Below are 24,606 nucleotides of genomic sequence, written 5' to 3' on the forward strand. Positions count from 1 at the left end.
TTGCAGGAATCGAACCCGCGACATCCAGTTTACAAAACTGGCGCTCTACCAACTGAGCTAAACCGGCCCCGTCTTTGAAGACTGGCTGGCCTTATGCGGACGGATTCACGCCTGCGCAAGACGGATCCGTCTCTATCAGACCAGTTCTGCGGCGATCCGGTCGGCCAGGGGACGCAAGGTCGCGGCTTCGGCCATGGGGGCGTGGCCGTGGCCCTTCATCGGCCGGTCGGCCCAGCGGGGGATGATGTGGAAATGCAGGTGGAAGACGGTCTGGCCGCCGGCGTCGCCGTTGAACTGCATCACCGCGATCCCGTCGGGCTTCAGCGCCTTTTCGACCGCCACGGCCGTGCGTTGCAGGGCGGCGGTCATCCGGGCCAGGACGTCCGGCTCCACCTCCAGCAGGTTCCGCGCCTGCGACTGTTTGGCGATGATCAGGACATGGCCCTCGGACTGGGGAAAGACGTCCATGAAGGCCAGGACGTGGTCGTCCTCCCACACCTTCACCGAAGGGATTTCGCCGCGCAGGATCTTGGCGAAGATGTTGTCGGGGTCGTAGTCGCCGTGGAGGCTCATGGCCGTCTCCGTATCGTGTCGCGGTCTGGATAGGCTCTGGTTAGCAGGCGGGGCGGGCGAGGGGGAGCCTTTGCCGACATGACGCGTTATGGTGACGCTTCAACGCGCTAGAGGAAGACCCATGATCCGTTTCATCATCCAGGCCGTCGTCACCATGGCCGGCCTGTGGCTGTCGGCCCAGGTCGTGCCGGGCGTCGACTTCACCAGCACCGGCTCGCTGATTGCGGCGGCCCTGATCCTGGGTCTGGTCAACGCCATCGTGCGGCCGATCATGGTGGTGCTGACCTTCCCGATCACGGTCGTGACCCTGGGCCTGTTCCTGCTGGTGGTGAACGCCGCCATGATCGGCCTGACCGCCATGTTCCTGAACGGTTTCGCCGTGGACGGCCTGTGGGCCGGAATCGGGGCGGCCATCGTGACGGGCGTGGTCAGCTGGATCGCCGGCGCCTTCATCGGTGGTGACGAAAAGCGCGGCTAAAGTCTGGAAAAGGCGCGGCCATCCGCGTCGAACAGATGGGCCTGATCGGCGGGGACGTGCAGGGTCAGCGACTCGCCGACCCTGGCCGGAGCCCCGCCCGCCAGCTGGACCGTCAGGGTCTCTTGCGACGCCGCGTGTTTCAGATGGGCCATCGTCGTCGCCCCCAGGGGCTCGACGAACAGCACCTCGGCCGTCAGTGCGTCGCCCTCGCCCGACAGGTTCAGATGTTCGGGCCGGACGCCCAGGGTCACGGCGTCGCCGGCCTTGGCCGAGGCCGCATTCACCGCCACGCGGATCGTCTCGCCCGCCGTGGTCCGCACTGTCGCTCCAGCGGCTGAGGCCGTGACCACCTCGCCGGTCAGCAGGTTCATGCGCGGGCTGCCGATGAAGCCGGCGACGAACAGATTGGCCGGGCGCTGGTACAGGTCCATCGGCGCCCCGACCTGTTCGATCCGCCCGCCGTTCAGAACCACGATCCGGTCGGCCAGGGTCATGGCCTCGACCTGGTCGTGGGTCACATAGATCATGGTCGTCTTCAGTTCGGCGTGCAGCCGCGCGAACTCGTAACGCATCCGCACCCGCAGGGCGGCGTCCAGGTTCGACAGGGGCTCGTCGAACAGGAAGACGTCGGGCTCGCGCACGATGGCGCGGCCGATGGCGACACGCTGGCGCTGGCCGCCGGACATGGCCTTGGGCTTGCGGTCCAGATAGTCGGTGATGCTCAGGGCTTCGGCGGCGGCCCGCACGCGGCGGTCGATCTCGACCTTGTCCGTCTTGGCCAGTTTCAGTCCGAAGGCCATGTTTTCATAGGCCGTCATGTGCGGATACAGGGCATAGGACTGAAACACCATGGCGATGCCCCGGTCGGACGGCGACAGGTCGTTGACCACGCGGTCGCCGATCGAGACTTCGCCCGTTGTCGCCTCTTCCAGCCCGGCGATGGTGCGCAACAGGGTGGACTTGCCGCAGCCGGACGGGCCGACGAAGACCACGAATTCGCCGTCGGCGATTTCCAGATCGACGCCCTTCAGCACCTCGACGGCGCCGAACGCCTTCTTCACGTCGATCAGACGGACGTTCGCCATGCTTCTTTCCTGAACCGTTTCCATTTTTCGCTACCGTAACCGGTTACATCGCCGGATCAATGGCGCGCGATGTCCCAGGCCGCAGGCAGAACCGTTAATTTGCAAAGCTGCAAAATTACACTTTCGCAAAATCCCGACCCTCGTTAGAAGCCGCCGTCACGGTTTTTGGGGAGCATCGACATGGCGCGGCGTACAACTCTGATGGCGACGGCTTCGGTCGCCTGGCTGGCGGGCGTCTGTGCGGTTCAGGCGCAAGAGGGGCCGTCGCGTGTGGACGACATCGTCGTCACCGGATCACGCATCGCAGGCGGCGACCGGATCGCGCCGGTCGAGACGGTGGAGCGGAACGTCATCGCGGCGGCCGGCGTCGCCGACGCCTCTCAACTGGTCCGCCTGGTCACCGCCAACTCAGGCTCCGAAGCCCAGGTGGATCAGCTGAATCAGCCGCAGAGCTCGGGCACGGCCCAGTTCAATCTGCGCAATCTCGGCCTGGGTTCGACCCTGGTCCTGGTCGATGGCCAGCGCTGGACGACCAGCGCCGTGGTGGCGACCGACGGCTCGGCCTTCGTGGACATCAACTCGCTCGTTCCCATGATCGCCCTGCAGCGGGTCGAGGTGGTCAAGGACGGCGCCTCGGCCGTCTATGGCTCGGACGCCGTGGCCGGGGTGGTCAATTTCATCACCCGCCGCAATGTGGCGGAGCCTGAGATCAACGCCAAATACGCCGTCGCCGACGGATCGGAAGAGAGCGTGATCCAGGCCCTAGGCGGTTTTGCGCTGCTGGGCGGCGATCTGACCCTGGCGGCCTCGTATTTCCACCGGTCGGCGCTCAGCACCGACGAACGCGACTTCACCCAGGCGGACCGGTATGACCGCGCGTCCTGGACCGCCGTGACCAGTTACGGCCAGCCGGGCTCCTATTACCGGCCCAGCACGGGGGGCTATGCGCCGGACCCGGCCTGCGACAATCCCGCCTTCGACGCGGCCTATCGCAACAGCGCAGGCGACGCCTTCTGCCGCCTCGACTATTCCGACTTCTTCGACCTGACGCCGGAGGAGACGCGCACCCAGGCCTTCGCCGACTATCGCCGACCTGTCGGGGACATGAGCCTGTCGCTTCAGGCGGCCTGGTCAACCTCCGAAACCCGCGCCCGCCAGACGCCGTCGCTGCCGATCCTGGCCCAGTCCCTGACCGTGCCGGCCTCGCACCCCGACAATCCCTTCGGCGAGGACGTCCTGTTCCGGGGCCGGCTTCTAGGCGCCGAGGCCGGGGCTTCGACGGCCGTGTTCGAGTATGAGACCTGGCGCCTGGCCGCCGGTCTGGACGGAGCCTTCGCCGGCGGCTGGACCTGGAGCCTGGCTGCGACAGCCAGCCGCCAGCATGTCGCCTATGACAAGCCGGACGTGATCGGCAGCGCGCTGCAGAACGCCCTGAACGGTCTGGGCGGCGCCGGCTGCGATGCGGCGACGGGTTCGCCAGGGGTCGGCGCCTGTCAGTATTTCAACCCCTTCGGCAGCGCCTATCTCGGGACCGGAACGGCCAATAGCGCCGAACTGATCGACAGCCTGATCGGCTCCACCGGTCTGCGCGGCGCGTCCAGCCTGATCACGGCCGACGCCTCGACCGGCGGTCAGGCTCTGGCCTGGGCCGGGGGGCGGGTCGATTTGGCCTTGGGCGCCCAGTATCGCCGCAGCGCCTTCCGTCACGACTGGAGCGATCTGGTCAACGCCGGCGAACTGCTGACCGCCGGCTTCTCGCCGGACTTCGAGGGCGACCAGCAGGCCTTGGCCGGCTTCGCCGAGGCCCGCATCCATCTGGGCGACCGGATCGAGGCGCAATTGGCCGGGCGTTATGAGTCCTATGACGGCGATCAGGGGCGGTTCAGCCCCAAGGCGGCTGTGCGCTGGGACGTGACCGACGCCCTGGCGCTGCGGGCCTCGTGGGGGCAGGGGTTCCGGGCCCCGTCCGTCTATGCCCAGGCCGGCGCCCAGGCCTCTCAGCCGTCGGTGTTCGACCGGGGCGCCTTCGTCTTCGTCAACACCCTGACCTCGGGCGACGCCGATCTGAAACCCGAAAAATCCGAGAGCCTGACCTTCGGCGCCCTGTGGCGTCCGGTCGAGGGGCTGGAACTGGGCCTGGACGCCTGGCGCTTTGACTACACTGATCAGGTGGTCAAGGAGTCGGCCCAGGCGATCATCGACCAGGCGACCGCCGATACGGCGGCGGGCCTGACCGGCACGGACGCCCAGTCGCGCATCACCCGTTCGGCCGGCGGCGCCCTGACCTTCGTCCAGCTCTATTTCGTCAACGCCTCCTCCATCGAGACCCAAGGGATCGATCTCTCGGCGCGTTACGGTCACGATCTGTGGGGCGGTCGGGCCTCGGCTTCGGCGACCTGGACCTATGTGGACCGTTACGACATTCTTCTCAGCGACGACGCGGCAGAGGTGTCTGGAGTGGGCTCAACCAATCTGAACAACATCGGCCGGTCCCTGCCGCGCAATCGCGGCGAGTTCGCCCTGTCCTGGAGCGGCGGCGGTCATGCCCTGACCGGCCTGGTCCATTATACCGCCGGCTATCGCAACGACCGCAGCGGGATCACCGACACGACCATCGCCAGCCAGACCACTGTCGATCTGCTCTACACCCGCACGCTCGGCCTCGATCTGGATCTGGCGCTGGGCGTGGTCAATCTGGCGGACAAGGCCCCCCCCCTGGCCCAGTACGCCTTCGGCTATGACCCGGTCGTCGCCGATCCGCGCGGGCGGGTGTTAAGCCTGGGGCTGACCAAACGGTTCTGATCAGGGTCGCGTGAGTCAGGCGGCCAGGGGACGGGCGGGGGGAAGGGCGGCGCTCATCGCCTCGATCAGCGTATGGATGTCCAGCGGCTTGGCGACAAAGCCGTCCAGGCCTGCTTCGCGGCCCTGTTCGCGCACCGACGCTGAGACGTCGCCGGACAGCAGGATCAGGGGCGTACGCCGGCCGGGCGTCTCCTCTGCGCGGATCCGTCGTGCGGCCTCGAAGCCGTCGCACAGCGGCATGCGCAGATCCAGCAGCACCAGATCATAGGCGCCCTCGCGCCAGGCGGCCACGGCCTGGTCGCCGTCTTCGACCACCGTTAGCTCAACGCCCAGACTGGGCAGGATGGCGGACAGAACCTGGCGGTTCACGGCGTTGTCGTCGGCCGCCAGGACGCGCAGGTCGGCCAGGCTTCGTGCGCTCTCCGGCTCCGTCGTGGCCGAACGTCCGCGTTGCAGCGGAAGCTCCACGGTGAAGCAGGAGCCCTGACCAAGCGTGCTGGTCACGGTGATGTCGCCCCCCATCATCCGCGCCAGGGAGCGTGAGATCGCCAGACCCAGGCCGGTGCCGCCGTGCGTATGCGCGGTTTCGGCGCTGGCCTGCGCATAGGGCGAGAACAACCGGCCCAGGGTGGCCTCATCCATGCCCACGCCGCTGTCGCGCACAGCGATCCGGAGCAAGCCTGCGCTCGGGACATCGACGGACAAGGCCACTTCGCCCTGATCGGTGAACTTCACGGCGTTGGAGATCAGATTGGCCAGGATCTGGCCGATCCGCACCTTGTCTCCGATCCAGTCGCCCGCCGCTTCAGGCGCGATGTCGATCCGCAGCGGAACACCCTTCTTGCGCGCCGCCTCGCCGAAGGCCGCGTCCATGCGCGCCAGCAGCCGCGTCAGGTCGAAGTCAGCCTCCAGCAACTCCAGGCGTCCGGCCTCGATTTTCGACGCGTCGAGCAGGTCATTGAGCAGGGCCGTCAGTGTTTCTCCGGATTCCAGCGCGACCTCTAGCCGTTCCTTCTGGGTGGGCGCCATCGGCTCGGCCGCCATGGCCTGCAACATGCCCAGCATGCCGTTCAGGGGCGTGCGGATCTCGTGGCTGACGACGGCCAGGGTTCGCGTCTTGGCCTTGGCGAAAGACAAGGCTTCCCGTTCGCGTCGCGCCGAGGCGCGGACGGCCCAGAGACCCAGACCCGCGCCGAAACCCAGCGCGGCCAGGCCGACGCAGACAACGGCGATCCGGGCGGTCGCATAGGCGCGGTCACGCTCCTGCTCGCGTTCCTGGGTCGCCAAGGCCTCCTGCGCGCGAAGATCGCCCAGCAATCGGCGTACCTCGTCCATCGCGACCCGACCTTGTTCCGCCAGAGCCGGATCGGCGATCTGGCTTTGGGGACGGGCCAACTGAGGGCTTGCATAGACGGAACGCCAGCGGTTCAGCCCTTCACGCAGGGCGTCCAGCCGGGCGGTCTGCTGCGGATCGTCGCGCGATAGACGGTAGAGGGTCTCCAGTTCAGTGGTGAATTTCGCCTGGCCAGCAAAATAGGGCTCCAGCGCCGCCGGTTCGCCGCTGCTCTCGCCGTAGCCCCTGACACCCGTTTCCTGGTCCAGGCCGGCCGCCAGAAGATCGGCCGCTGCGGTTTCGACAACCCGAGTGTGCTGAACCGCGCGGTCCGCCGCATCAATGGTGGACAGATTGTCGAACACCACGAAGATCATGGCGGCCATCATCGCCGTCATCGTCGCCATCATGGAGACTGCGGACAGCGCCGCCCTGGTCCTCATCAAGGCCAGGACGCGTTTTGAGGCGGCGTGGATCGACATATGCGAAACCCTATCCTGGCGGGTCGGTGAGTATTGGGGTCCCGCTCATGAACAGCGGGTTTCCAGGCTTGTCAGGAGGACTATCTACAGGCACAGCGACGCCCCATGGAAAAGGACCGCCCATGACCGTCGTCCTCTACGGCATTCCCAACTGCGACACCGTCAAGAAGGCCCGCGTCTGGCTGGACCAGCACGGCGTCGACTATGTCTTCCATGACTACAAGAAGGCCGGCGCCGATCCGGTCCAACTGGGCCAGTGGATCGACGAACACGGCTGGGAGACGGTGCTGAACCGCGCCGGCACGACCTTCAAGAAACTGCCCGAAGCCGACCGGGCGGACATCGATCGGGACAAGGCCGTCGCCCTGATGACGGCCCAGCCCTCTATGATCAAACGGCCGGTCCTGGACCTCGGGGAGCGGCGTCTGGTGGGTTTCAAACCCGAGGCCTATGCGCAGGCCTTTAGTTAAGCGCAACCGTCGCCGCCAGGCCGAAATGATCGGACGGGTACTCTCCGTTCGTGGGCTGGTCGCCAAAGACATGGACAGCGGTGGTGGTGAAGAATTCCGGCTCCACGAAGATGTGGTCGATGACGCGACTGGCGTGACCCTTGGCCGGGTTCAAGGTGGTCGCCGCCGCACCCGAGGGCAGGGCGCTGGCGAAGCGAGGGCCGGTCATGGTCGCCAGTCCAGGATCATCCTGCGGCGCGTTGAAGTCGCCCATCACGACAAGCGGGACTCCGTCCTGCGGCAGCCATGACAGAAGATGAGAAATCTGGCGGCCCCGAACGGCTCCGGCTTCGGGCTGCCAAGCCAGGTGAGTGACCACGACATCGACAGGCCGGCCGTCGACGGAAACCCGCAACCGTAGCGCTGTGCGGAAATCGTCCAGCGGCTCCAGCCGGACAGACGCCTGGGCCAGTATGGGCAGCCGGGTCAGAAGGGCGATTCCGTAGCGGCGCGGCGCACCCTCGGGGTCGGTCGAGACGAAGGCGACGTCATAGCCGCCCAGTTCTCGCGCCAGCATCTCAGCCTGGTTCTCCAACCCTGTATTGGCGTCCTCCAGCACCTCCTGCAACGCGATGACGTCCGCGTTCTGAGCCCGCAATGTTTCGATCAACAGGGGACGTCGCGCGCTCCAATCGCCCATGTTGTGCCAGATATTGAAGGTCGCCAGGGTCAGGCGCGATCGCCCAGACGCGCTCACCTTCGCGCCCGACCCAGTGCTTGATGCAGGTGCGCAGGCCGTCAACGGCAATATGGCCCCTGCAGCCAGCAATAAACGGCGTGAAATCACCGATTAGTCGTCTCAGCCTTCGACGTCGGTCGCCGGGCGGTCGTGGCCGTCGGCGCTTTCCGTGACCCAGCGGCCGTCGGCGGTTTCGTATTCGATGGCGGCGTTCTCGTCCGGCACCTTCTGTTCGCGGGCGGCGCGGACGGCGGCGGCCTTGGCGGCGTCGTGGGTGGCGAAGGTCTCGGAATAGGTGCCCCCGGACTGGTAGGCCCATCCGCCGTCGTGCTCGACGATGCGATAGGTGACATGGGCCATGGGGAATCTCCTTCGGGGGTCAGGCCAAGACTCTAGCCCGAACGGCCCGCCGCTGAAACAGCAGTTGCAACGTCACCCCGACGATGAGCAGCGCCAGCAGCGAAAGTTGGAAGGTCACGACCAGAGGGTCCTGCGGACTGTCGGCTATGGGACTTCCCGCCGGCAACCGTGTCAGGGTTTCGGTGACGCTGGGCAGGAACAGGGTGAAGACGGCGGTGCTGAGCGCCACGGTCTGGATCCACCAGCAATGTCTCGCCAACGGCGGGAACCGGCCGATGGTCGAACCGACGATCAGCGATCCCAGGCTCAGGATCGATATGGCCACGCCAGGCATGTCCTTGATAACCAGCACGCCCGAGAGCGCGCCCACGAACATGAAGGCCAAGAAGGCCTTGCCCAGGGCCATCTCCGGCGGAATACGACCGTAACGGGCCAGAAGATACAGAGCCAGCGGTATGGCGGGCAGACTGCCGAGCGTATGAAACCAGCCCAGGGCGGACAGTTGGGGAAGCAGCATCGCGACCTCGCGTGAAGGGATCGAACCACATACGCCAGCGAACTGAAGCCGAGGGTCTGCGCAAAGGCTCAGCTTGTCCAGCGCCCGCCGCCCGCCTCCGCGAAACTTGATCCGCGACCTTACGAAGATTTCACGTCCGACCGCGCATCCGTACGGGCATCCCGCAGCCTCTTGTGATCAGAAGGCCGCCGCATCAGGCTGTCGCATCGGATCAGAAAGAGAGTTCGTCATGGACCTGGAACCCATCTTCATCGTCTTCATCATCTTCGCCTCGATCGTCGCCGTCATTGTGGGCCCCTCTTTTCTCAAGCATCGCGACCGGCGGGAGATGCAGCTGACGGTCCGTCAGGCCGTGGACAAGGGCCAGACCCTGCCGCCTGAGTTGATCGACGCCTTGACTCAGGATGTGCAGAAAAACCTCCCGTCCCGCACCAAGGACATCCGCAAGGGCGTGCTCAGTCTGGCGGCGGGCGTGGGTATCGCCGGCTTGGCCCTGGCGGTGGAGGCGACCAGTCCCGGCCGCGGGCTCAATGGGGAAGGCGCGCTGCTGGGCCTCGCCTGTATCCCCGCCGCCATCGGGATCGCCTTCATCATCCTGGGCTTCTTCAACCCCAACAAGGCCTGAGGTCGGGTCGAGGGGGGAGAGGTCATGAGCCAGCCATTGCTGCGCGATCTCCACGACGTCGAACTGGCCGCCCAAGCGGCGGCCGGTGGACGGCGGGAGTACGGCGAACTGGTTCGTCGGCATGGGTCGGCGGTCCGGGGGCTGCTGCGCCGCATGGGCGCGGCGCCGTCCCTGGCCGACGATGTGGCCCAGGACGCCTTCCTGCAAGGCTTCCAGCGCTGCTCGGAGTTCCGGGGGCAGGGGACCTTCGCCGGCTGGATCAAGAAGATCGCCGCGCGCCTGTATCTGAAGCGCGTCGCCCGCGAGGCCCGCTATGTCGCCGAGGTGGAGGCCGATCAGGCCGATATTGCGGTCGATCACGCCGGCTTCATGGACCTGGACGAAGCGATGAAGACGCTCAATGAAACCGAACGGGTCTGCGTCTCCCTGTGCCACGGCGCAGGAATGTCCCACCCCGAAATCGCTGCGGCCATGAATTTGCCGCTCGGCACGGTGAAGTCTCATGTCAAACGTGGTCTGGATAAACTCCGCGCCCGGCTTCAGCCGGCGCAGGCATCAGGCGGGAGGTCGACCCATGTCGGCTGATGAATTCGATCCGATGATCGAGCGGCTGTTCGCACAGAGCCCGCGACTGGCCGACGAGGCCCTGTTTCTGGCGACCGTCCAGGCCAGCATGGAGAAACGGTCGCGCTGGCGCACCCTGGCCCTGACGGGGGCCGGCCTGGTCGGCGGCGTCCTGGCGGTGCGCGAGGGGGTGAATTTCAACTTCTCCACGGACGGAGAGACGACTCTGACGCAGGGCGTTCGGACGGCGGCGGCGACGGCGCAAGGCGCGGCCCAATCGGGGCTGGAGGGCTTGGGCGTCGGGTCGTTCGATCTGATGGACGGGTCGGGCATGATGGCGTTCTGGATCGTGGCTGGAGCCCTCGTCGCCGTGCTGGCGGCGGGTCTGGTGAAGCTGTCGCAGGACGTGTGAGGGTGACACCGGCGGTCGTCGCGCCTATCTGACCCGCTCCTAGTTCCGGAGACGCCCGATGTCCGTTCACACCCAGGAGACGATCAAGCGCGTCTCCGTGCCCGATATCGCGAGCCGTAAGGGCGGCGAGCCCATCGTCTGCCTGACCGCCTATGACGCGCCGATGGCGGGCCTGCTGGATCCGCACTGCGATGTTCTGCTGGTCGGCGACAGCCTGGGCATGGCCGTGCATGGCCTGCCGAACACCGTCGGGGTGACGCTGGAGATGATGATCCTGCACGGCCAAGCGGTGGTGCGCGGCTCGCGCCACGCCCTGGTCGTCGTCGACATGCCCTTCGGCTCGTATGAGGGCGGCAAGGAAGCCGCCTATGACAACTGCGTGCGCGTCATGAAGGAAACCGGCGCCCAGGCGGTCAAGCTGGAGACCAGCGTCGAACTGGCCGAGATCGTCGCCTTCCTGGTCAAGCGCGGCATCCCGGTCATGGGCCATGTGGGCCTGCGGCCCCAGGCGATTCTGGCCGAGGGCGGTTTCAAGGCCAAGGGCCGCACCGATTTCGAGCGGGACCGTGTCATGGCGGAAGCAAAGGCTACGGCCGAGGCCGGCGCCTTCTGCATCGTCATCGAGGGCGTGGCCGAATCGCTGGCGCGGGAAATCACCGAGAGCATCGAAGTGCCGACCATCGGCATCGGCGCCTCAGCCGCCTGCGACGGCCAGGTTCTGGTGGTCAACGACATGCTGGGACTGTTCGACTGGACCCCGAAATTCGTCCGGAAATACGCGGATCTGCGCACCGAGATCGACCGCGCGGCGGCCGCTTTCGCCACTGATGTGAAAACCCGCCGTTTTCCTGCCGAAGTCGAGACCTACTTCTCGAAAAAGCCGGCTTCGCAGTAACGGGCTACGTTGCGGCGGCAAGGGCGAACCTCTAGGGTCCGCGCCGGTTTGCTTTTAGCGATTTTGGGGCGACGTTTCAGTGGTTGATGTCTTCGAGCAGGTCGAGGAGGAGCTTCGCTCCGACCGATACAAGCGCCTGGCCCGCACCTGGCTGCCCGTTGCGGGCGTCATTCTGGTGGTCGCCCTGGTCGCCGCCCTGGGCTGGTGGGGCTGGGACAGCCTGAACTCGAGCAAGGCCGCCAAGGGCGCCGAGGCCTATGATCGCGGCATGGAGGCTCTGCGCGCCGAAAAGCCCGCCGAGGCCCGTCTCGCCTTTGAGGAAACGGTCAAGGAAGGCAACGACGCCTACAAGGTCCTGGCCCTGCAGCAGCAGGCCGGCCTGGCCGTGACCGCCGACAAGATTCCCGACGCCGTTCGCCTGTTCGACCAGGCCGCCAAGACCTCCAGCGATCCGATCCTGTCGGACCCGGCGGCGTTCAAGGCGGCCCTGCTGATCATGGACACCGCGCCCCTGGCCGATATCGAGGCCCGCCTGACGCCCCTGGCCGAAGACAAGCGCCCTCTGCACGCCTTCGCCCAGGAAGCCCTGGCCCTGGCCCGCCTGCAACACGGCAAGACCAAGGAGGCCCGCGAGGCCTTCGTCCTGTTGCAACTGGGCCAGGACGTGCCGGATCCGATCCGTCAGCGCGCCCAGATCGCCATCGAGCAGATCGACGCAGGCACGGCGGCCGCGCTTAAGGGCATAGGCGACGCCGCCAAGAACGCGGCGCCCCCCGCCGCCGGCGCCGCCAATGCGCCGACCCCGGCCGCTCCGGCCCAACAGTGACGACCCCCTACAGGACGCCCAAGATGAACCGAGTTCTGAAAGTCGCGCTGATCTGCGGCGTCGCCACGACCATGGCCTCGTGCGGCACGGTCAGCCGCAACCTGCCGTTCGGCCTGGGCAAGAAGGACGACGCCCAGGCGACCGCCTCGGCCGGCGACCGCATCTCGGTGCTCGAATTCGAACAGCAGCTGGCGCCTTCGGCCGCCCTGTCCGGCCGCGACTACTTCCTGCCGGGCCCCCAGGCCGCCACGGCCTGGACCCAGCCGGGCGGAACCTCGGAAAACCTGGTCGAACACGTCATCGCCGCCCCCAACTTCCAGATCGCCTGGAAGCGCGGCATTGGTGAAGGTTCGGCCCGCGTCGGCAATGTCATGGCGCCCATCGTCGCCGCCGACGGCAAGATCTTCGTGCTGGACGGCGAATCGACCGTCTCGGCTGTCTCGGCCGACACCGGCGACATCCTGTGGAAGGTCAACGTCAAGGACGCCGAGCGTGACCGCAGCGGCGGCTTCGGCGGCGGCGTCGCCTTCGCCGGCGGCAAGGTCTTCGTCTCGTCCGGCTATCGTTCCATGACGGCCCTGGATGCCGCCACCGGCGCGGTGGTCTGGACCCAGCAGGTCGATTCCCCGATCCACGGCGCCCCCACGGTCGTCGGCGCCCACGTCTTCGTCGTCGATGTGGACAGCCAGCTGTTCGCCTTCGACGTCAACACCGGCGCCCAGGACTGGACCTATCGCGGCATCGCCGAGCCGGCCCGCGTTATGCGCGCGTCCAGCCCGGCGGTGACCGGCAACACCGTCATCGCCCCCTTCGCCTCGGGCCAACTGGTCGCGCTCAGCGCCCTGAACGGTCAGCCGCTTTGGGAACAGACCCTGTCGCGCACCAGCCGCACCAGCGCCCTGTCCGAAGTCCGTGACGTCGCCGGCCGTCCCGTCATCAGCCGCGGCATGGTCTATGGCGTCAGCCATTCCGGCGTCATGTCGGCCCTCGACCTGCGCTCCGGCCAGCCCAAGTGGCAGTTGCCCGTCACCGGCGTGAACGCGCCCCTGCCGGTCGGGGACGTGGTCTTCATCGTCTCCACCTCGGGCGAGCTGATCACCGCCAACCGCGACACGGGCCAGATCTACTGGACCCGCGAACTGAACGAAGGACGCCAGCGCAAGGTCGGCGGCTTCCTCAACTTCGGCCGTCGCACCATCTATCCGCAATGGTCGGGCCCGCTGCTGGCCTCCAACCGTCTGGTGATGGTCAACTCCTACGGCGAAGCCGTGGCCTTCGATCCCAAGACGGGCGCCGCCCAGACGACGCTGAAACTGGGCGCCCCCGCCTATGTCGCCCCCGCCGCCTACAACGGCGCCCTGTACGTGCTGACCGACAACGGCCAGCTGATCTGCATCCGCTGACTCTTCAGCCCGAAATAAGCTAGAAAGCCGAAATGGCTCTGAAGGTCGCGATCGTCGGCCGCCCCAACGTGGGCAAATCGACACTGTTCAACCGCCTCGTCGGCAAGCGCCTCGCGCTTGTCGATGATCGCCCCGGCGTGACCCGCGACCGGCGCTACGCCGACGGCAATATCGGCGACATGGATCTGACGCTGATCGACACGGCGGGCTACGAGGACGTCACCGACGACAGCCTGGAAGCCCGGATGCGCGAGCAGACCGAGGCCGCGCTGGACGACGCCGAACTGGTCATGTTCATGATGGACGCCCGCGAAGGCGTCACCTCGCTGGACCGGATCTTCGCCGAGCGTCTGCGCAAGGTGCACAAGCCGATCATCCTGCTGGCTAACAAGTCCGAAAGCCGCGAGAGCGGCGGCGGCGTCGGCGAGGCGCACGCCCTCGGCTTCGGCGAACCCGTCGCCATCTCGGCCGAGCACGGCGAGGGCATGGCCGACCTGTACAAGGCCATCCGCACGGCGTCCGAAGACATCTTCATCGAAGAGATCGACGAGCCGGACAAGCCCATCCGCATCGCCGTGATCGGTCGTCCCAACGCCGGCAAGTCCACCCTGATCAACCGCCTGATCGGCGACGACCGCCTGCTGACCGGACCGGAAGCGGGCATCACTCGGGATTCGATCTCGGTCGACTGGACGTTCGAGGGCAAGAATATCCGCCTGGTCGATACGGCCGGGATGCGTCGCAAGGCGCGGGTGCAGGAGAAGCTGGAGAAGCTGTCGGTCGCCGACACAATTCGCGCCATCACCTTCGCCGAAGTCGTCATCCTGATGATGGACAAGGACGACGCCTTCGACACCCAGGACCTGCAGCTGGCCGATCTGGTCGAGCGCGAAGGCCGCGCCCTGGTCTATGTCGCGTCCAAATGGGACCTGGAAGACGAGCCCCAGGCCCGTATGGCCAAGCTGAAGGGCATGGCCGAGGACAAGCTGCCTCAGCTTAAGGGTTCGCCCTTCGTCGCCCTGTCGTCCCACTCGGGCCGGGGCGTCGAACGCCTGATGCCAGCCGTGCTGCAGGCCTATGACACCTGGTCGGTCAAGGTGAAGACCAAGGACCTGAACACCTGGCTGTCCATGGCCACCCAGCGGCACCCGCCCCCCGCCGTGGACGGCAAGCGCATCAAGCCGAAATACATCGCCCAGACCAAGGCCCGTCCGCCGACCTTCGTGCTGATGGCCAACCGCGCCGAGTCGATGCCGGAGCATTACAAGCGCTATCTGGTCAACTCGATCCGCGAGAGCTTCGACCTGCCGGGCACGCCGATCCGCCTGAACGTCAAGTCCAGCGGCGTGAACCCCTATGCCGAGGGCGGCGCCAAGTCCGGGCCGGAACGCTACAAGGGCGACGCCAAGACCGCGCCGCGCCGGATCAAGAAGGCCGAGAAGGAAGAGGCCCTGTCCAAGCTGCCCGGCAAGGCGCTGGAACAGAAGAAAACCCGCAAGGCCCAGCCCAAGGTGCTGGGCGGCCTGAAGTCCAGCGCGTCGAAGAAGGCCGGGTCGTCGGTGGCGGTGCAGAAGGGCGCCCGTGGCGGCGCTCGTCAGGTCTCGCGCTCCGGCCGCATCCGCACCGGCCAAAAGGGCGGCGCCAAGAAGTGAGCCTGTGATGCAGGTCGCGCCCGTCCTTCCCGACCGGCCGACCTCGCGCTGGCTGATCCTGGACGGGCAGGGGCGGGTGCTGCTGTTCCGTTTCGTCTATGCCGACGGTCCGATCGCCGGCACGGCCTTCTGGGCCACGCCCGGCGGCGGCTGCGAACCGGGCGAAACCTACGCCGACGCCGCTCGCCGCGAACTGTTCGAAGAGACCGGCCTGATCGTCGCCGATCCTGGGCCGGAAGTCGCCCGCCGCGTCGTCGATTTCCGCCTGCCCGACGGCCGCTTGTCCCATGTGGATCAGCGCTTCTTCCTGCTGCGCACCGAACCCTTCGACCCCTCGCCGACCGGCTGGACCGAGGAAGAACGTCGCGTCCTGATCGAGCATCGCTGGTGGACGGCGGCCCAGATCGCGGCGTCGGAAGATACGATCTGGCCGGACGATCTGCCCGACATCCTCTCGTCGTTGTAATCCTCCGCCCACGCCGTTTCGCGAGCGATTTTCGCTTGCAATTAAACTTCTTGCCACGTCGTAAAAAGCAGCGCTTGGGTTTTTGCTCCACCGGAGCGCGTCATGACCACGACCCAAATTTTCGATCTTCAAGCGGTTCAAAAGGTGCGCAAGGGCGCCGTCCTGATCGCCCTGCTGGCCCTGGTCGGCCTGACCATGGTGTCGCAGTCCGCGTCCGGTCTGGACAGCGCCATGCACGAAGGGATCGAGGCCCTGGGTCTGGCCGCCATCGTCTTCGCCATCGTCGGCCGCGCCTGGTGTTCACTCTATATCGGCGGGCGCAAGAAGGCCGAGATCGTGTCGCGCGGCCCGTATTCGATCAGCCGCAACCCACTCTACATCTTCAGCTTCTTCGGCGCCTTCGGCATCGGCGCCCAGAGCGGCAGCCTGACCCTGGCGCTGCTGTTCACCCTCGCATCCCTGGCGGTCTTCTATCTGACCGTTCGCCGCGAAGAGGCCTGGCTGAGTGCGACCTTCGGCGCCGCCTACGCCGCCTACAAGGCCCGCACGCCGCGCTTCCTGCCCAATTTCGCCCTGTGGCGCGATGAGGCCGAACTGTCGATCCGCCCGTCCTTCTTCCTGACCACAATCCGCGACGGCCTGGTCTTCCTTCTGGCCATCCCCCTGTTTGAGGCCATCGACCTGGCCCAGGCCGAAGGCTGGCTGAAGGTTCTGGCCCACCTGCCTTAGACGCGCCCCATACGTTCCAGCACCGCATCGCGATAGGTGCGGCTGACCACCAGTTCGGCGCCGCTCTCCATCGTCAGCCGCCAGGAGCCGTCCGACAGCGGCTGAACCTGTTCGACCCGCGCCAGATTGGCCAGGCTGGAGCGATGGATGCGGACGAACAGGCGCGGGTCCAGCCGGGTCTCCAGCCCTGCCAGCGTGTCGCGCACCAGGCCCTCGCGTCCCTCCCAGTTCACGACCACATAGTTGCCGGCCGAGGCGAACCATTCCACCGCTCGGGTCTCGACGGTGGCGCGGCTTCGTCCGACCGAGACCAGCAGGCGGGCGTCGTCGCTCCGCACCTGCCTCGCGACGGCCAGTGCCTCGGTCAGCCGCTCGACCCGCTGCTGAGTCTCGCGGGCCCTGCGCCACTGCGCCCCGGCCAGGCCCACGGCGACAGTGGCCGTGTAGAGTAGCAGGGCGACCGGCAGACGGTCGATGGTTCGCTCGACCCAGTCGCTCGGTGACGCCGGGATCCCCAGAAAGGCGATGTCCAGTCGCGTGCCGAAAGCTGCGATCAAGGGCACGATGACGATCATTGCGCCGGTCAGCACGCTCGCCGCCTTCCAGCCCGGTCCCCATGTCCGCATCGCGCCCCAGACCAAGCCGCCCACGGCCAGCCAGGGCGCATAGGTCCACCCGGCCCACAGCAGCGATGTCGCCAGGTCCAGTTCCGGCCGGTCCCGCCGCAGGTACCAGGCTACAGACAACACCGTCGCCAAATAGGAATAGGCGGCGAACCCGGTCATGACGACGGCGACCGACGGACGTCTCACGCCGGCCGGGCGCGACGCTGCACGATCAGGGTCGCCGTCCAGATCACGGCCATCGACTGGAACAGGGCGGTCGGCCAGAGCTGGCTCCAGGGCGGGGGCAGGAAGGTCAGGAAGTTGCCGGAAAAGGCGCTCAGCACCGCAGCATAGGCGCCCAGCATCTTCACCAGATGCTCGTATCTCCACAAGTCCGGAGAGAATGGCCAGTCGGCCGGTCTCGAAAACCGCCACAGATCCCAGGATGCGGCCGACAGCGCGCCATAGGCCAGGGCCGCCGAGACCACGGGCGGACCGTCCGACCGCCCCAGGGCAATCAGCGCCAGCACCCAGACCCCGATTGCGAAAACCCCCAGCGTCGCCAGCCAGTCCAGCGGTCTGGCCCGATCTTCCCGCCGAATGTCCGGCCGTTTCCGCCTCAGCACCCGCACGCCCGAGAACAGGGTTAGCGAGGCTGTCGCCGACAGGGCCAGGAAATAGGTGTTGAAATGGAGCGCCGTCATCGCCCAGGCGCAAACCAGCAGCGTCGTCATCAGCCCGACGAACGCCCGGCCCCAGAGTTTGTGGACACGGGATCCCTTACGGGTCAGCAGGGGGCCCAAACCGATGACGACGGCGGCCAGGCCGGTGGAGATATGTAGAACGAGCAGGGGCTGAAACAGGGTCATGACCGGCCCACTGCCCGTCGCCGCCGTCCTCGCCAACGCGCCTGGGATGAGACGCGGCCTGCGGGGATGAACCGTCAGCCGACCGTCAGGGTTTCGCGCAGTCTTGCGGCGTCGCGGGCGGGCGGCAGGCCGAACCGGCGGGTGTATTCGCGGCTGAACTGGGACGGACTGTCGTATCCGACCGCGAAACCGGCCTCCGCTGCGCCTTCGCCGCCGCTCAGCAGGCGGGCGCGGGCCTCCTGCAGCCGCACCTGTTTGTGGAACTGCAGCGGGCTCATGGTGGTCACCGTGCGGAAATGCCGGTGGAAGGTCGACAGGCTCATTCCCGCCATGTCCGACAGGTCCTCCACGCGCACCTGCGTGGCGTAGTTGGCCCGGATCCAGCGGATGGCCCGGCTCACGCCGGACAGGCGGCTCTCGGTCGAACCGATTTGGCGCACCGTCGCCGCGTAAGGGCTGTTCAGCAACCGCCAGATCAGTTCCCGCTCGATCATCGGCGTCATGACGGCGATCTCGTCCGGCCGGTCCAGCAACCGCAGCATTCGGGTCAGCGGATCCACCATGTCCTCGTCCAGCGGGGCGATATGGATGCCGGAGGGCGGCGGCTGGTCCGGCGGCGCGACGGCGTCGGTTTCCAGCATCATCGCAGCGATCGTCGTCGGGTTCAGATCAATGCTCACCGCCAGATAAGGCGGCTCGAGCACGCTGCCGCAGACAGGCAGTTCGGCCGAAACCACCATGCATTCGCCCGTCTGATAGGTGTAGACCACGTCGCCCAGCACCGTCTGTTTCGAACCGCTCACGACCAGACAGAACATCGGCTCATAGGCCACGGACACCATCCGCGTCGCCACGTCGCTGCGATACAGGCGCAGACCCGGCACGGCCGAGGGCGACAGGTCCGGCGGCGCGTGTCGCGCGATTATGGCTCCCATTTCAGGCAAGAAGGTCATGGCGTCACCCAAGCGCGGTCGTCGGGCGCACGCAAGCGCGAGGCGTCGCTTTGACAGGATCGTGCAAGACTTCGCCTCGATCACCCTAACGCAGAGGGGGCGCCGGGGCGTCTTATGACTGGGTCATAACCCGGAGCCATCCCATGACCCCGACCTCCAATCCATCCTCTCCCAAGACGTGGTTCGTCACCGGCGCCGCCCGCGGTCTGGGGGCCGCCATCGCCCGGGCGGCCCTCGACGCCGGCGACCGCGTCGTCGTCACCGGCCGCCGGCGCGAGGCGCTGGTCGAAACCTTCGGCGCGGACAGCGATGCCGTGATTTCACTGGCGCTGGACGTCACCGACCCGGTCCAGATCGCCGCCGCCGTGGACGCCGCCGTGGCCCGCTTCGGCCGGATCGATGTGCTGGTCAACAACGCCGGCTATGGTCACCTGGGCCTGTTCGAGGAGACCGCCGCCGAAGACGCCCGCACCCAGTTCGACACCAATGTCTTCGGCCTGTTCGACATGACCCGCGCCGTCCTGCCGGTCATGCGCGGCCAGCGGTCGGGACATGTGTTCAATATCTCGTCCATCGGCGGTCTGGTGGGCGGCGAAAGCGGCTCGATCTATTGCGCCTCGAAATTCGCGGTCGAAGGCTTTTCGGAATCGGTTGCGGCCGAGGTGAAGCCGTTCGGCATCCGCATGACCATCGTCGAGCCGGGCTTCTTCCGCACCGACTTCCTCGACGCCCGCTCGATCCGCCACGCCGCCAATCCTATCGAAGACTACGCCGAAGCCTCCGCCGCCATCCGCGCCTTCTATGACGCCCGTAACCACAATCAGGCGGGCGATCCCGTCAGATTGGGACAGGCGCTGGTGACCTTGACGCGAGCCGAAAATCCGCCGGTCCGCTGGTCAGCCGGAACGGACGCCATCGGCGTTGTGGAGATGAAGTCGGCAGGTCTGAAGGCTGAACTGGACGCTTGGCGCGACCTGTCCGCCTCCACCGACGGCGACTTCGCCTTTCGTGAAGAACCGAAAACGGCCGGGGCCTGGGACTAAGCGTTAGACCCAGCGCCTCGAAGCGGACCATCAGTGAACTCTGCTCAAAAGGCTTGTGGCGAACTGGCGCTGCCCCTCAGCCCCTCATTGTGTCCCGTTTGAGGGACGAAAAGACAGGAACCGTCTCATGACCCTCGCTCACTATCGTCCGCTTGGCCGCTCGGGCTTGGTCGTCAGCCCGCTTGCGCTGGGGACCATGACCTTCGGTGTCGCCCGCTGGGGCATGGCGCGGCCGGAAGCCGAGGCTGTGTTCGACGCCTATGTCGAGGCGGGCGGCAATATGACTGACACTGCCGATGTCTATGCCGGCGGCGCCGGAGAGACCATGCTGGGTGAGATCATCTCTGATCGCGGCTGTCGCGACCGACTGGTGGTGGCGACCAAGGCCGGCTTTGCGGCGGGTCAGGGTCCGCACATGGGCGGCAACGGCGCCAAACACATCCATGCCGCGCTGGAAGGCTCCCTGCGTCGGTTGAAGACCGACTATATCGATCTCTACTGGATTCACGTCTGGGACTCGATCACGCCGCCGGAAGAGCTGCTGGCGACGATGTCCGCCCTCGTCCAGTCGGGCAAGATTCGTTACTGGGGCCTGTCGAACACGCCCGCCTGGTATGTCGCCCGTGTCGTGACCCTGGCGGCGGCGCGCGGCCAGTCCGGACCCATCGCTCTGCAGTATTTCTACTCTCTGGTCAGTCGTGAGATTGAGGCTGAGCACGTGCCCCTGGCCCAGGACACCGGCTTGGGCGTCATGCCGTGGAGTCCGCTGGCCTATGGCCTTCTGACCGGCAAATATGATCGCGCCACGGTCGAGGCGGCCCCATCGCGCGCAGGGGGTTTGCCGAGCGAGGCCGGGAACGGCGAGAGCCAGGCCGCGAACGGCGCGCGGCTGGACGGCGCCAATCCCTTCGGCGACAGCCTGTTCACGGATCGCAACTGGAAGATCGTGGAGGCCCTGAAAACGGTGGCGGCCGAGATCGGCAAATCCCCCGCCAAGGTCGCTCTGGCCTGGGTGTTGTCGCGCCCCGCCGTGGACACGGTTCTTATCGGGGTCAGCCGTGTCGAGCAGCTGAAGGACAATATCGGCGCCGTCACCCTCGCACTGTCCCCACAACAGCTCGCCGCCCTGGATCAGGCCAGCCGGCCCGCGCTTCCCATGCTCTACGGCCTGTTCGGCGATGAGATGCGCAAACAGGTGGTTTTTGGCGGCGCCGCCGTGACTAGGCGCGCCTAGACCAAGGCTTCGACCGTCGGCCCGGACTTCCAGTCGCGGAAACGGATGGTCAGCGGGGGCGTGGCGTCGGGGCGGGCCAGATCCACCACCAACGGGCCGATTTCGGACGGGTGGGGCAGGGTCTGCGGGTCCTCGCCGGGGAAGGCCTGGGCGCGCATCGCCGTGCGCATCCGGCCGGGATCGACGATGCTGACGCGGATCGGCGTGCTTTCAACCTCGTCGGCCCAGGCTTTCACCAGGGCCTCGGCGCCGGCCTTGGTCGCCGCGTACATGCCCCAGAAGGCGCGGGGCGCAGCGGCGACGCTGGTGGTGAAATGGACGGCCCGTCCGGCGTCAGAGGCGCGCAGCAGGGGCTCCAGCGATCGGATCAGGCGATAGACGCCGGTGAAATTGACCTTCTCTACCTTGGCGAACTCGCGCGGGTCGGCGTGGGCCACCGGCGTCAGGCCGGATGGCCCCATGGTGGCGGCGGCGTTGACCCAGACGTCCAGTTTCTTGAATCGTTCGAAGATCGCCCCGCCCAGCCGGTCGATGGCCCCGCCGTCCACTAGGTCGAATGGAACCAGGGTCGCGTGCTTGCCCGTGGCCGCGAAGATAGCGTCGTCCAGCTCTTCCAGCCCGCCTTGCGTCCGCGCCGTCGCCACGACGTGCGCGCCTGCCTTGGCCAGAGCCAGCGCGCTCTCATAGCCAATGCCGCGCGAGGCCCCGACCACGAGGGCGATACGGTCATTCAGCGGCGGGGCGTCGGTCATGCTGAGGTGGTAGGAGTGGCGATGCGGCGGGTCAATGTGTTAAGTTGTAAGCAGATGTGCACAGGAGCATCTCTATGGCCGCCAGCACCACCGTCACCGTCCGAGTCAGCGAGAGCCTGAAGGAACGGCTTGGCTTGCTGGCTGAAAAGACGCAGCGCACCCAGTCCTTCCTCGCCGAACGCGCCATCGCCGGTTACGTCGAACGCGAGTTGGAGATGATGATCGCTGTCGAGGAAGGCCTCGAAGATTTCCGCACAGGCGCCGTCGTCCCGCATGAGGAAGCCACGCGCCAGATTCGCGAGACGATCGCCAAATACGAATCTTGATGCGTACGGTCGCTTGGTCCCGCCGCGCTCTGTTGGAACTGACCCACGCCATCGACTATCTGGCTCAGCGAAATCTGGCCGCCGCTCAAAGGATCGAGGCGCGTATCCTCGATACGACGGAAAAGCTCGCCAGGCGACCCATCGGCCGACCTGGCAAGCATCCGGGCACTTATGAGAAACTGGTTACCGGGGCGCCCTACCTGATCGTCTACGCTCTGACCGACGACGCTGAAGGCGGCCAGGTTCAGATCATCCGCCTGTTCCACACCGCCCAGGATCGGGAGTGAGAGTCAGGCGCTGACCAGCAGCGACATCTGCCGCACCGAAACCTCCCGGCCGCCTTCCTCGATCTCGCGATCCAGCAGGCGGGTGGGGTAGTCGCCGGTGAAATAGTGGTCGGTGAACTGGGGATGGGCGTTGTTGCGGCCCGTTTCGCCCATGGCGCGGTACAGGCCGTCGATGGACAGGAAGCCCAACGAATCGACTTCCAGCAGTTCGCGCATTTCCTCCAGCGTCTTGTTGGCCGCCAGCAGTTGCGCCCGTTCCGGCATGTCGATGCCGTAGAAGTCGGGGAACAGGATCTGCGGGCTGGCCGAGCGCAGGTGGACTTCCTTGGCGCCCGCCGCCCGCACGGCGCGGACAAGTTTGACCGAGGTCGTGCCGCGCACGATGGAATCGTCGATCAGAACGACCCGCTTGCCTTCCAGCGCCGACTTGTTGGGGCTGTGCTTCATCCGCACACCCTTCTGGCGGGCGCCCTGGCTGGGCTGGATGAAGGTGCGGCCCAGATAGTGGCTGCGGATGATGCCCATTTCGTAGGGGATGCCGCTTTCCTGGGCATAGCCCAGCGCCGCCGGCACGCCGGAGTCGGGCACGGGGACGACGATGTCGGCCTCGACGCCCCATTCGCGGGCCAGACCCCGGCCCATCTCCTTGCGGACCTCATAGACCGAGTGGCCGTTCACGACCGAATCCGGGCGCGAGAAATAGACGTATTCGAACAGGCAGGGGCGGGCGACGCGGGCCGGGAAGGGCTTCAGCGACTGCAGGCCGTTCTCGTCGATGACCACGACCTCGCCGTGTTCGACGTCGCGCACGAAGGTCGCGCCCATCATGTCCAGGGCGCAGGTCTCGGAGGCCAGAACCCAGGCCTCGCCCACCTGACCCAGGACCAGCGGACGGATGCCCAGGGGGTCGCGGGCGCCGATCATCTTGTGGCGGGTCTGGGCGACCAGAGCATAGCCGCCCTCGATCCGCGCCAGGGCGTCGATGAAGCGATCAACGATCTTGGCCTTACGGCTGCGGGCGATCAGGTGAAGAATGACCTCCGAGTCCGAGGTCGACTGGAAGATGGCGCCTTCGCTGACCAGCTGGCCGTGCAGGAATTTGAAGTTGGTCAGATTGCCGTTGTGGGCGATGGCGATGCCGCCCTGGTCCAGATCGGCGAACATCGGCTGGATGTTGCGCAGAAAGCTGCCGCCGGCGGTCGAGTAACGGGTGTGGCCCACGGCCGCGCGGCCGGGCATGCGGGTCATCAGGTCGGCGCCGCCGAAGGCCTCGCCCACCAGGCCCTGGTGGCGTTCGGTGTGGAACCGCTCGTCCTTGACGCTGGCGATGCCGCAGGCTTCCTGGCCGCGGTGCTGCAGGGCGTGCAGGCCCAGGGCGACGATGGCCGAGCCTTCGTCCTCGTCCGCGCCCCAGACGCCGCAGACGCCGCACTCCAGCCGCAGCTGGTCGTCCTCCGGCTCGCGCCAGTGCTCGCGGTGAACGACAGGATCGGCGATATGGTGGCGCATCGTGGGGCTCCGATGACCGGGGGAAACTTAAGGGGCGGCTTCGCGCGGCGAGTTAGTCTCGGATTGCGTCCGAGGCAAGGCTTCGTCGTTCGAAAACCCTTTGCGCACGGACGAATCCACCACAGGCGTGATCGCATCGGCGCCCCGCCCGATCCCGGGCAGGATGATCTGGATGGCCCGTGCGCCCACGGCGCTGACCTTGTACAGGGCGGCTTCGCTCAGCCAGCGCGGCGTCCGCTCGCCCGGCATGGCCGCGACGATGACCAGATGCACGGCCCCCAGCAGCACCAGAGCCCGGCCCGCGCCGACGAACACGCCGATGAACCGGTCTATCCCGCCCAGCTGCGGATGCGCCTGCGCCCGCTTCGACAGGAAGGAGCCGAACAGCCGGACGCCGAAATAGACCACCATGAAGGCGACGATGGCCGCCAGGATCGTTCCGGCCCAGTCCGGGTCCACCAGGGCGCGCCCCAGGATCGCCGTCCACGGCAGGGTCACCAGCGCCACCAGCGCGGCCAGCAGGGCGCTGAGCAGGGTGATGATCTCGCGCACCCCGCCGCGCACCCAGCCGGCGGCGGCGGAGAACAGGATCACCACGATGGCGAAGACGTCGTAACCGGTCACTCAGGGGTCCAGCA

General features: G+C 66.9%; 28 protein-coding genes. 16 read left to right on the forward strand and 12 right to left on the reverse strand.

Annotation, left to right across the window (positions count from 1 at the left end):
* Positions 1–135 precede the first annotated feature (135 nt).
* Positions 136–573: an HIT family protein gene (locus Q7J26_RS00755; RefSeq protein WP_304934624.1), complete on the reverse strand. Its 438-nt coding sequence runs from the start codon at positions 571–573 to the stop codon at positions 136–138.
* 121 nt (positions 574–694) lie between these two features.
* Here Q7J26_RS00755 and Q7J26_RS00760 point away from each other — a divergent pair, with 121 nt between their 5' ends.
* Entirely contained in the window at positions 695–1,051 is a 357-nt protein-coding gene (locus Q7J26_RS00760) for a phage holin family protein (protein WP_304934625.1), read from the forward strand.
* Here Q7J26_RS00760 and Q7J26_RS00765 read toward each other — a convergent pair.
* The gene (locus Q7J26_RS00765; RefSeq protein ID WP_304934626.1) at positions 1,048–2,136 is read right to left on the reverse strand and encodes an ABC transporter ATP-binding protein; all 1,089 of its coding nucleotides are present in this window, start codon (positions 2,134–2,136) and stop codon (positions 1,048–1,050) included. The two genes, Q7J26_RS00760 and Q7J26_RS00765, sit on opposite strands and share 4 nt — an antisense overlap.
* A 180-nt stretch (positions 2,137–2,316) precedes the next feature.
* Here Q7J26_RS00765 and Q7J26_RS00770 point away from each other — a divergent pair, with 180 nt between their 5' ends.
* Complete coding sequence (locus Q7J26_RS00770; RefSeq protein ID WP_304934627.1) at positions 2,317–4,938, forward strand: TonB-dependent receptor domain-containing protein; 2,622 nt, start codon at positions 2,317–2,319, stop codon at positions 4,936–4,938.
* Positions 4,939–4,953: 15 nt separating this feature from the next.
* Here the strand turns inward: Q7J26_RS00770 and Q7J26_RS00775 are convergent, their stop codons facing one another.
* A complete protein-coding gene (locus Q7J26_RS00775; RefSeq protein WP_304934628.1) occupies positions 4,954–6,753 on the reverse strand; it encodes an ATP-binding protein in 1,800 nt (599 codons plus the stop codon).
* A 122-nt stretch (positions 6,754–6,875) separates the two neighbouring features.
* Between Q7J26_RS00775 and Q7J26_RS00780 the strand changes: the two genes are divergently transcribed.
* The gene (locus tag Q7J26_RS00780; RefSeq protein WP_304934629.1) at positions 6,876–7,223 is read left to right on the forward strand and encodes an ArsC family reductase; all 348 of its coding nucleotides are present in this window, start codon (positions 6,876–6,878) and stop codon (positions 7,221–7,223) included.
* Here Q7J26_RS00780 and Q7J26_RS00785 read toward each other — a convergent pair.
* The 3 genes from Q7J26_RS00785 to Q7J26_RS00795 all read right to left on the reverse strand — a co-directional run bounded on the left by Q7J26_RS00785 (position 7,216) and on the right by Q7J26_RS00795 (position 8,818).
* Entirely contained in the window at positions 7,216–7,959 is a 744-nt protein-coding gene (locus tag Q7J26_RS00785; protein ID WP_304934630.1) for an endonuclease/exonuclease/phosphatase family protein, read from the reverse strand. The two genes, Q7J26_RS00780 and Q7J26_RS00785, sit on opposite strands and share 8 nt — an antisense overlap.
* Before the next feature lie 102 nt (positions 7,960–8,061).
* Positions 8,062–8,301: a DUF2188 domain-containing protein gene (locus tag Q7J26_RS00790; RefSeq protein ID WP_304934631.1), complete on the reverse strand. Its 240-nt coding sequence runs from the start codon at positions 8,299–8,301 to the stop codon at positions 8,062–8,064.
* Positions 8,302–8,320: 19 nt separating this feature from the next.
* Complete coding sequence (locus Q7J26_RS00795; RefSeq protein WP_304934632.1) at positions 8,321–8,818, reverse strand: hypothetical protein; 498 nt, start codon at positions 8,816–8,818, stop codon at positions 8,321–8,323.
* 229 nt (positions 8,819–9,047) lie between these two features.
* Between Q7J26_RS00795 and Q7J26_RS00800 the strand changes: the two genes are divergently transcribed.
* From Q7J26_RS00800 to Q7J26_RS00840, 9 genes are all read left to right on the forward strand, one after another.
* On the forward strand, positions 9,048–9,443 hold the full coding sequence (locus tag Q7J26_RS00800; RefSeq protein ID WP_304934633.1) for a DUF6249 domain-containing protein: 396 nt from the start codon (positions 9,048–9,050) through the stop codon (positions 9,441–9,443).
* 24 nt (positions 9,444–9,467) lie between these two features.
* Positions 9,468–10,028 (forward strand): RNA polymerase sigma factor, encoded by a 561-nt coding sequence (locus Q7J26_RS00805; protein WP_304934634.1) that lies wholly within the window; start codon positions 9,468–9,470, stop codon positions 10,026–10,028.
* The gene (locus tag Q7J26_RS00810; protein WP_304934635.1) at positions 10,018–10,419 is read left to right on the forward strand and encodes a hypothetical protein; all 402 of its coding nucleotides are present in this window, start codon (positions 10,018–10,020) and stop codon (positions 10,417–10,419) included. The genes Q7J26_RS00805 and Q7J26_RS00810 overlap by 11 nt, the downstream gene beginning before the upstream one ends.
* Before the next feature lie 58 nt (positions 10,420–10,477).
* Complete coding sequence (gene panB / locus Q7J26_RS00815; protein ID WP_304934636.1) at positions 10,478–11,314, forward strand: 3-methyl-2-oxobutanoate hydroxymethyltransferase; 837 nt, start codon at positions 10,478–10,480, stop codon at positions 11,312–11,314.
* A 79-nt stretch (positions 11,315–11,393) separates the two neighbouring features.
* Positions 11,394–12,140, forward strand: a complete 747-nt coding sequence (locus tag Q7J26_RS00820; RefSeq protein WP_304934637.1) for a tetratricopeptide repeat protein — start codon at positions 11,394–11,396, stop codon at positions 12,138–12,140.
* 23 nt (positions 12,141–12,163) lie between these two features.
* On the forward strand, positions 12,164–13,543 hold the full coding sequence (locus Q7J26_RS00825) for a PQQ-binding-like beta-propeller repeat protein (RefSeq protein WP_304934638.1): 1,380 nt from the start codon (positions 12,164–12,166) through the stop codon (positions 13,541–13,543).
* 32 nt (positions 13,544–13,575) lie between these two features.
* Complete coding sequence (gene der, locus Q7J26_RS00830) at positions 13,576–15,195, forward strand: ribosome biogenesis GTPase Der (RefSeq protein ID WP_304934639.1); 1,620 nt, start codon at positions 13,576–13,578, stop codon at positions 15,193–15,195.
* A gap of 7 nt (positions 15,196–15,202) precedes the next feature.
* Complete coding sequence (locus Q7J26_RS00835) at positions 15,203–15,661, forward strand: NUDIX hydrolase (protein ID WP_304934640.1); 459 nt, start codon at positions 15,203–15,205, stop codon at positions 15,659–15,661.
* A gap of 102 nt (positions 15,662–15,763) precedes the next feature.
* The gene (locus tag Q7J26_RS00840; protein ID WP_304934641.1) at positions 15,764–16,390 is read left to right on the forward strand and encodes an isoprenylcysteine carboxylmethyltransferase family protein; all 627 of its coding nucleotides are present in this window, start codon (positions 15,764–15,766) and stop codon (positions 16,388–16,390) included.
* On the opposite strand, the gene Q7J26_RS00845 is transcribed toward Q7J26_RS00840, so the two are convergent.
* From Q7J26_RS00845 to Q7J26_RS00855, 3 genes are all read right to left on the reverse strand, one after another.
* Positions 16,387–17,202 carry a LytTR family DNA-binding domain-containing protein gene (locus tag Q7J26_RS00845; protein WP_304934642.1) on the reverse strand — a complete coding sequence of 272 codons (816 nt, stop codon included), beginning with the start codon at positions 17,200–17,202 and terminating at the stop codon, positions 16,387–16,389. The two genes, Q7J26_RS00840 and Q7J26_RS00845, sit on opposite strands and share 4 nt — an antisense overlap.
* Positions 17,199–17,864, reverse strand: coding sequence for a hypothetical protein (locus Q7J26_RS00850; RefSeq protein WP_304934643.1), 666 nt, complete (start codon positions 17,862–17,864; stop codon positions 17,199–17,201). Before Q7J26_RS00850 ends, Q7J26_RS00845 begins: the two co-directional genes overlap by 4 nt.
* A gap of 74 nt (positions 17,865–17,938) precedes the next feature.
* Positions 17,939–18,817 (reverse strand): AraC family transcriptional regulator, encoded by an 879-nt coding sequence (locus Q7J26_RS00855; protein ID WP_304934644.1) that lies wholly within the window; start codon positions 18,815–18,817, stop codon positions 17,939–17,941.
* 143 nt (positions 18,818–18,960) lie between these two features.
* Between Q7J26_RS00855 and Q7J26_RS00860 the strand changes: the two genes are divergently transcribed.
* Positions 18,961–19,860 carry an oxidoreductase gene (locus Q7J26_RS00860; protein ID WP_304934645.1) on the forward strand — a complete coding sequence of 300 codons (900 nt, stop codon included), beginning with the start codon at positions 18,961–18,963 and terminating at the stop codon, positions 19,858–19,860.
* 127 nt (positions 19,861–19,987) lie between these two features.
* Positions 19,988–21,094, forward strand: coding sequence for an aldo/keto reductase (locus tag Q7J26_RS00865; protein WP_304934646.1), 1,107 nt, complete (start codon positions 19,988–19,990; stop codon positions 21,092–21,094).
* Here the strand turns inward: Q7J26_RS00865 and Q7J26_RS00870 are convergent.
* A complete protein-coding gene (locus tag Q7J26_RS00870) occupies positions 21,091–21,846 on the reverse strand; it encodes an SDR family NAD(P)-dependent oxidoreductase (protein WP_304934647.1) in 756 nt (251 codons plus the stop codon). The genes Q7J26_RS00865 and Q7J26_RS00870 overlap by 4 nt on opposite strands.
* A gap of 74 nt (positions 21,847–21,920) precedes the next feature.
* Between Q7J26_RS00870 and Q7J26_RS00875 the strand changes: the two genes are divergently transcribed.
* Together Q7J26_RS00875 and Q7J26_RS00880 are read left to right on the forward strand one after the other, a co-directional pair.
* Positions 21,921–22,172, forward strand: coding sequence for a CopG family ribbon-helix-helix protein (locus tag Q7J26_RS00875; RefSeq protein ID WP_304934648.1), 252 nt, complete (start codon positions 21,921–21,923; stop codon positions 22,170–22,172).
* The gene (locus tag Q7J26_RS00880; RefSeq protein ID WP_304934649.1) at positions 22,172–22,459 is read left to right on the forward strand and encodes a type II toxin-antitoxin system RelE/ParE family toxin; all 288 of its coding nucleotides are present in this window, start codon (positions 22,172–22,174) and stop codon (positions 22,457–22,459) included. Before Q7J26_RS00875 ends, Q7J26_RS00880 begins: the two co-directional genes overlap by 1 nt.
* Before the next feature lie 3 nt (positions 22,460–22,462).
* On the opposite strand, the gene purF is transcribed toward Q7J26_RS00880, so the two are convergent.
* The gene (gene purF, locus Q7J26_RS00885; RefSeq protein ID WP_304934650.1) at positions 22,463–23,968 is read right to left on the reverse strand and encodes an amidophosphoribosyltransferase; all 1,506 of its coding nucleotides are present in this window, start codon (positions 23,966–23,968) and stop codon (positions 22,463–22,465) included.
* A 27-nt stretch (positions 23,969–23,995) separates the two neighbouring features.
* Positions 23,996–24,592 (reverse strand): CvpA family protein, encoded by a 597-nt coding sequence (locus tag Q7J26_RS00890; RefSeq protein ID WP_304934651.1) that lies wholly within the window; start codon positions 24,590–24,592, stop codon positions 23,996–23,998.
* Between the last annotated feature and the right edge of the window lie 14 nt (positions 24,593–24,606).

Source organism: Brevundimonas sp., from assembly GCF_030656255.1.
In the GTDB taxonomy this organism is placed as follows: Bacteria; Pseudomonadota; Alphaproteobacteria; order Caulobacterales; family Caulobacteraceae; genus Brevundimonas.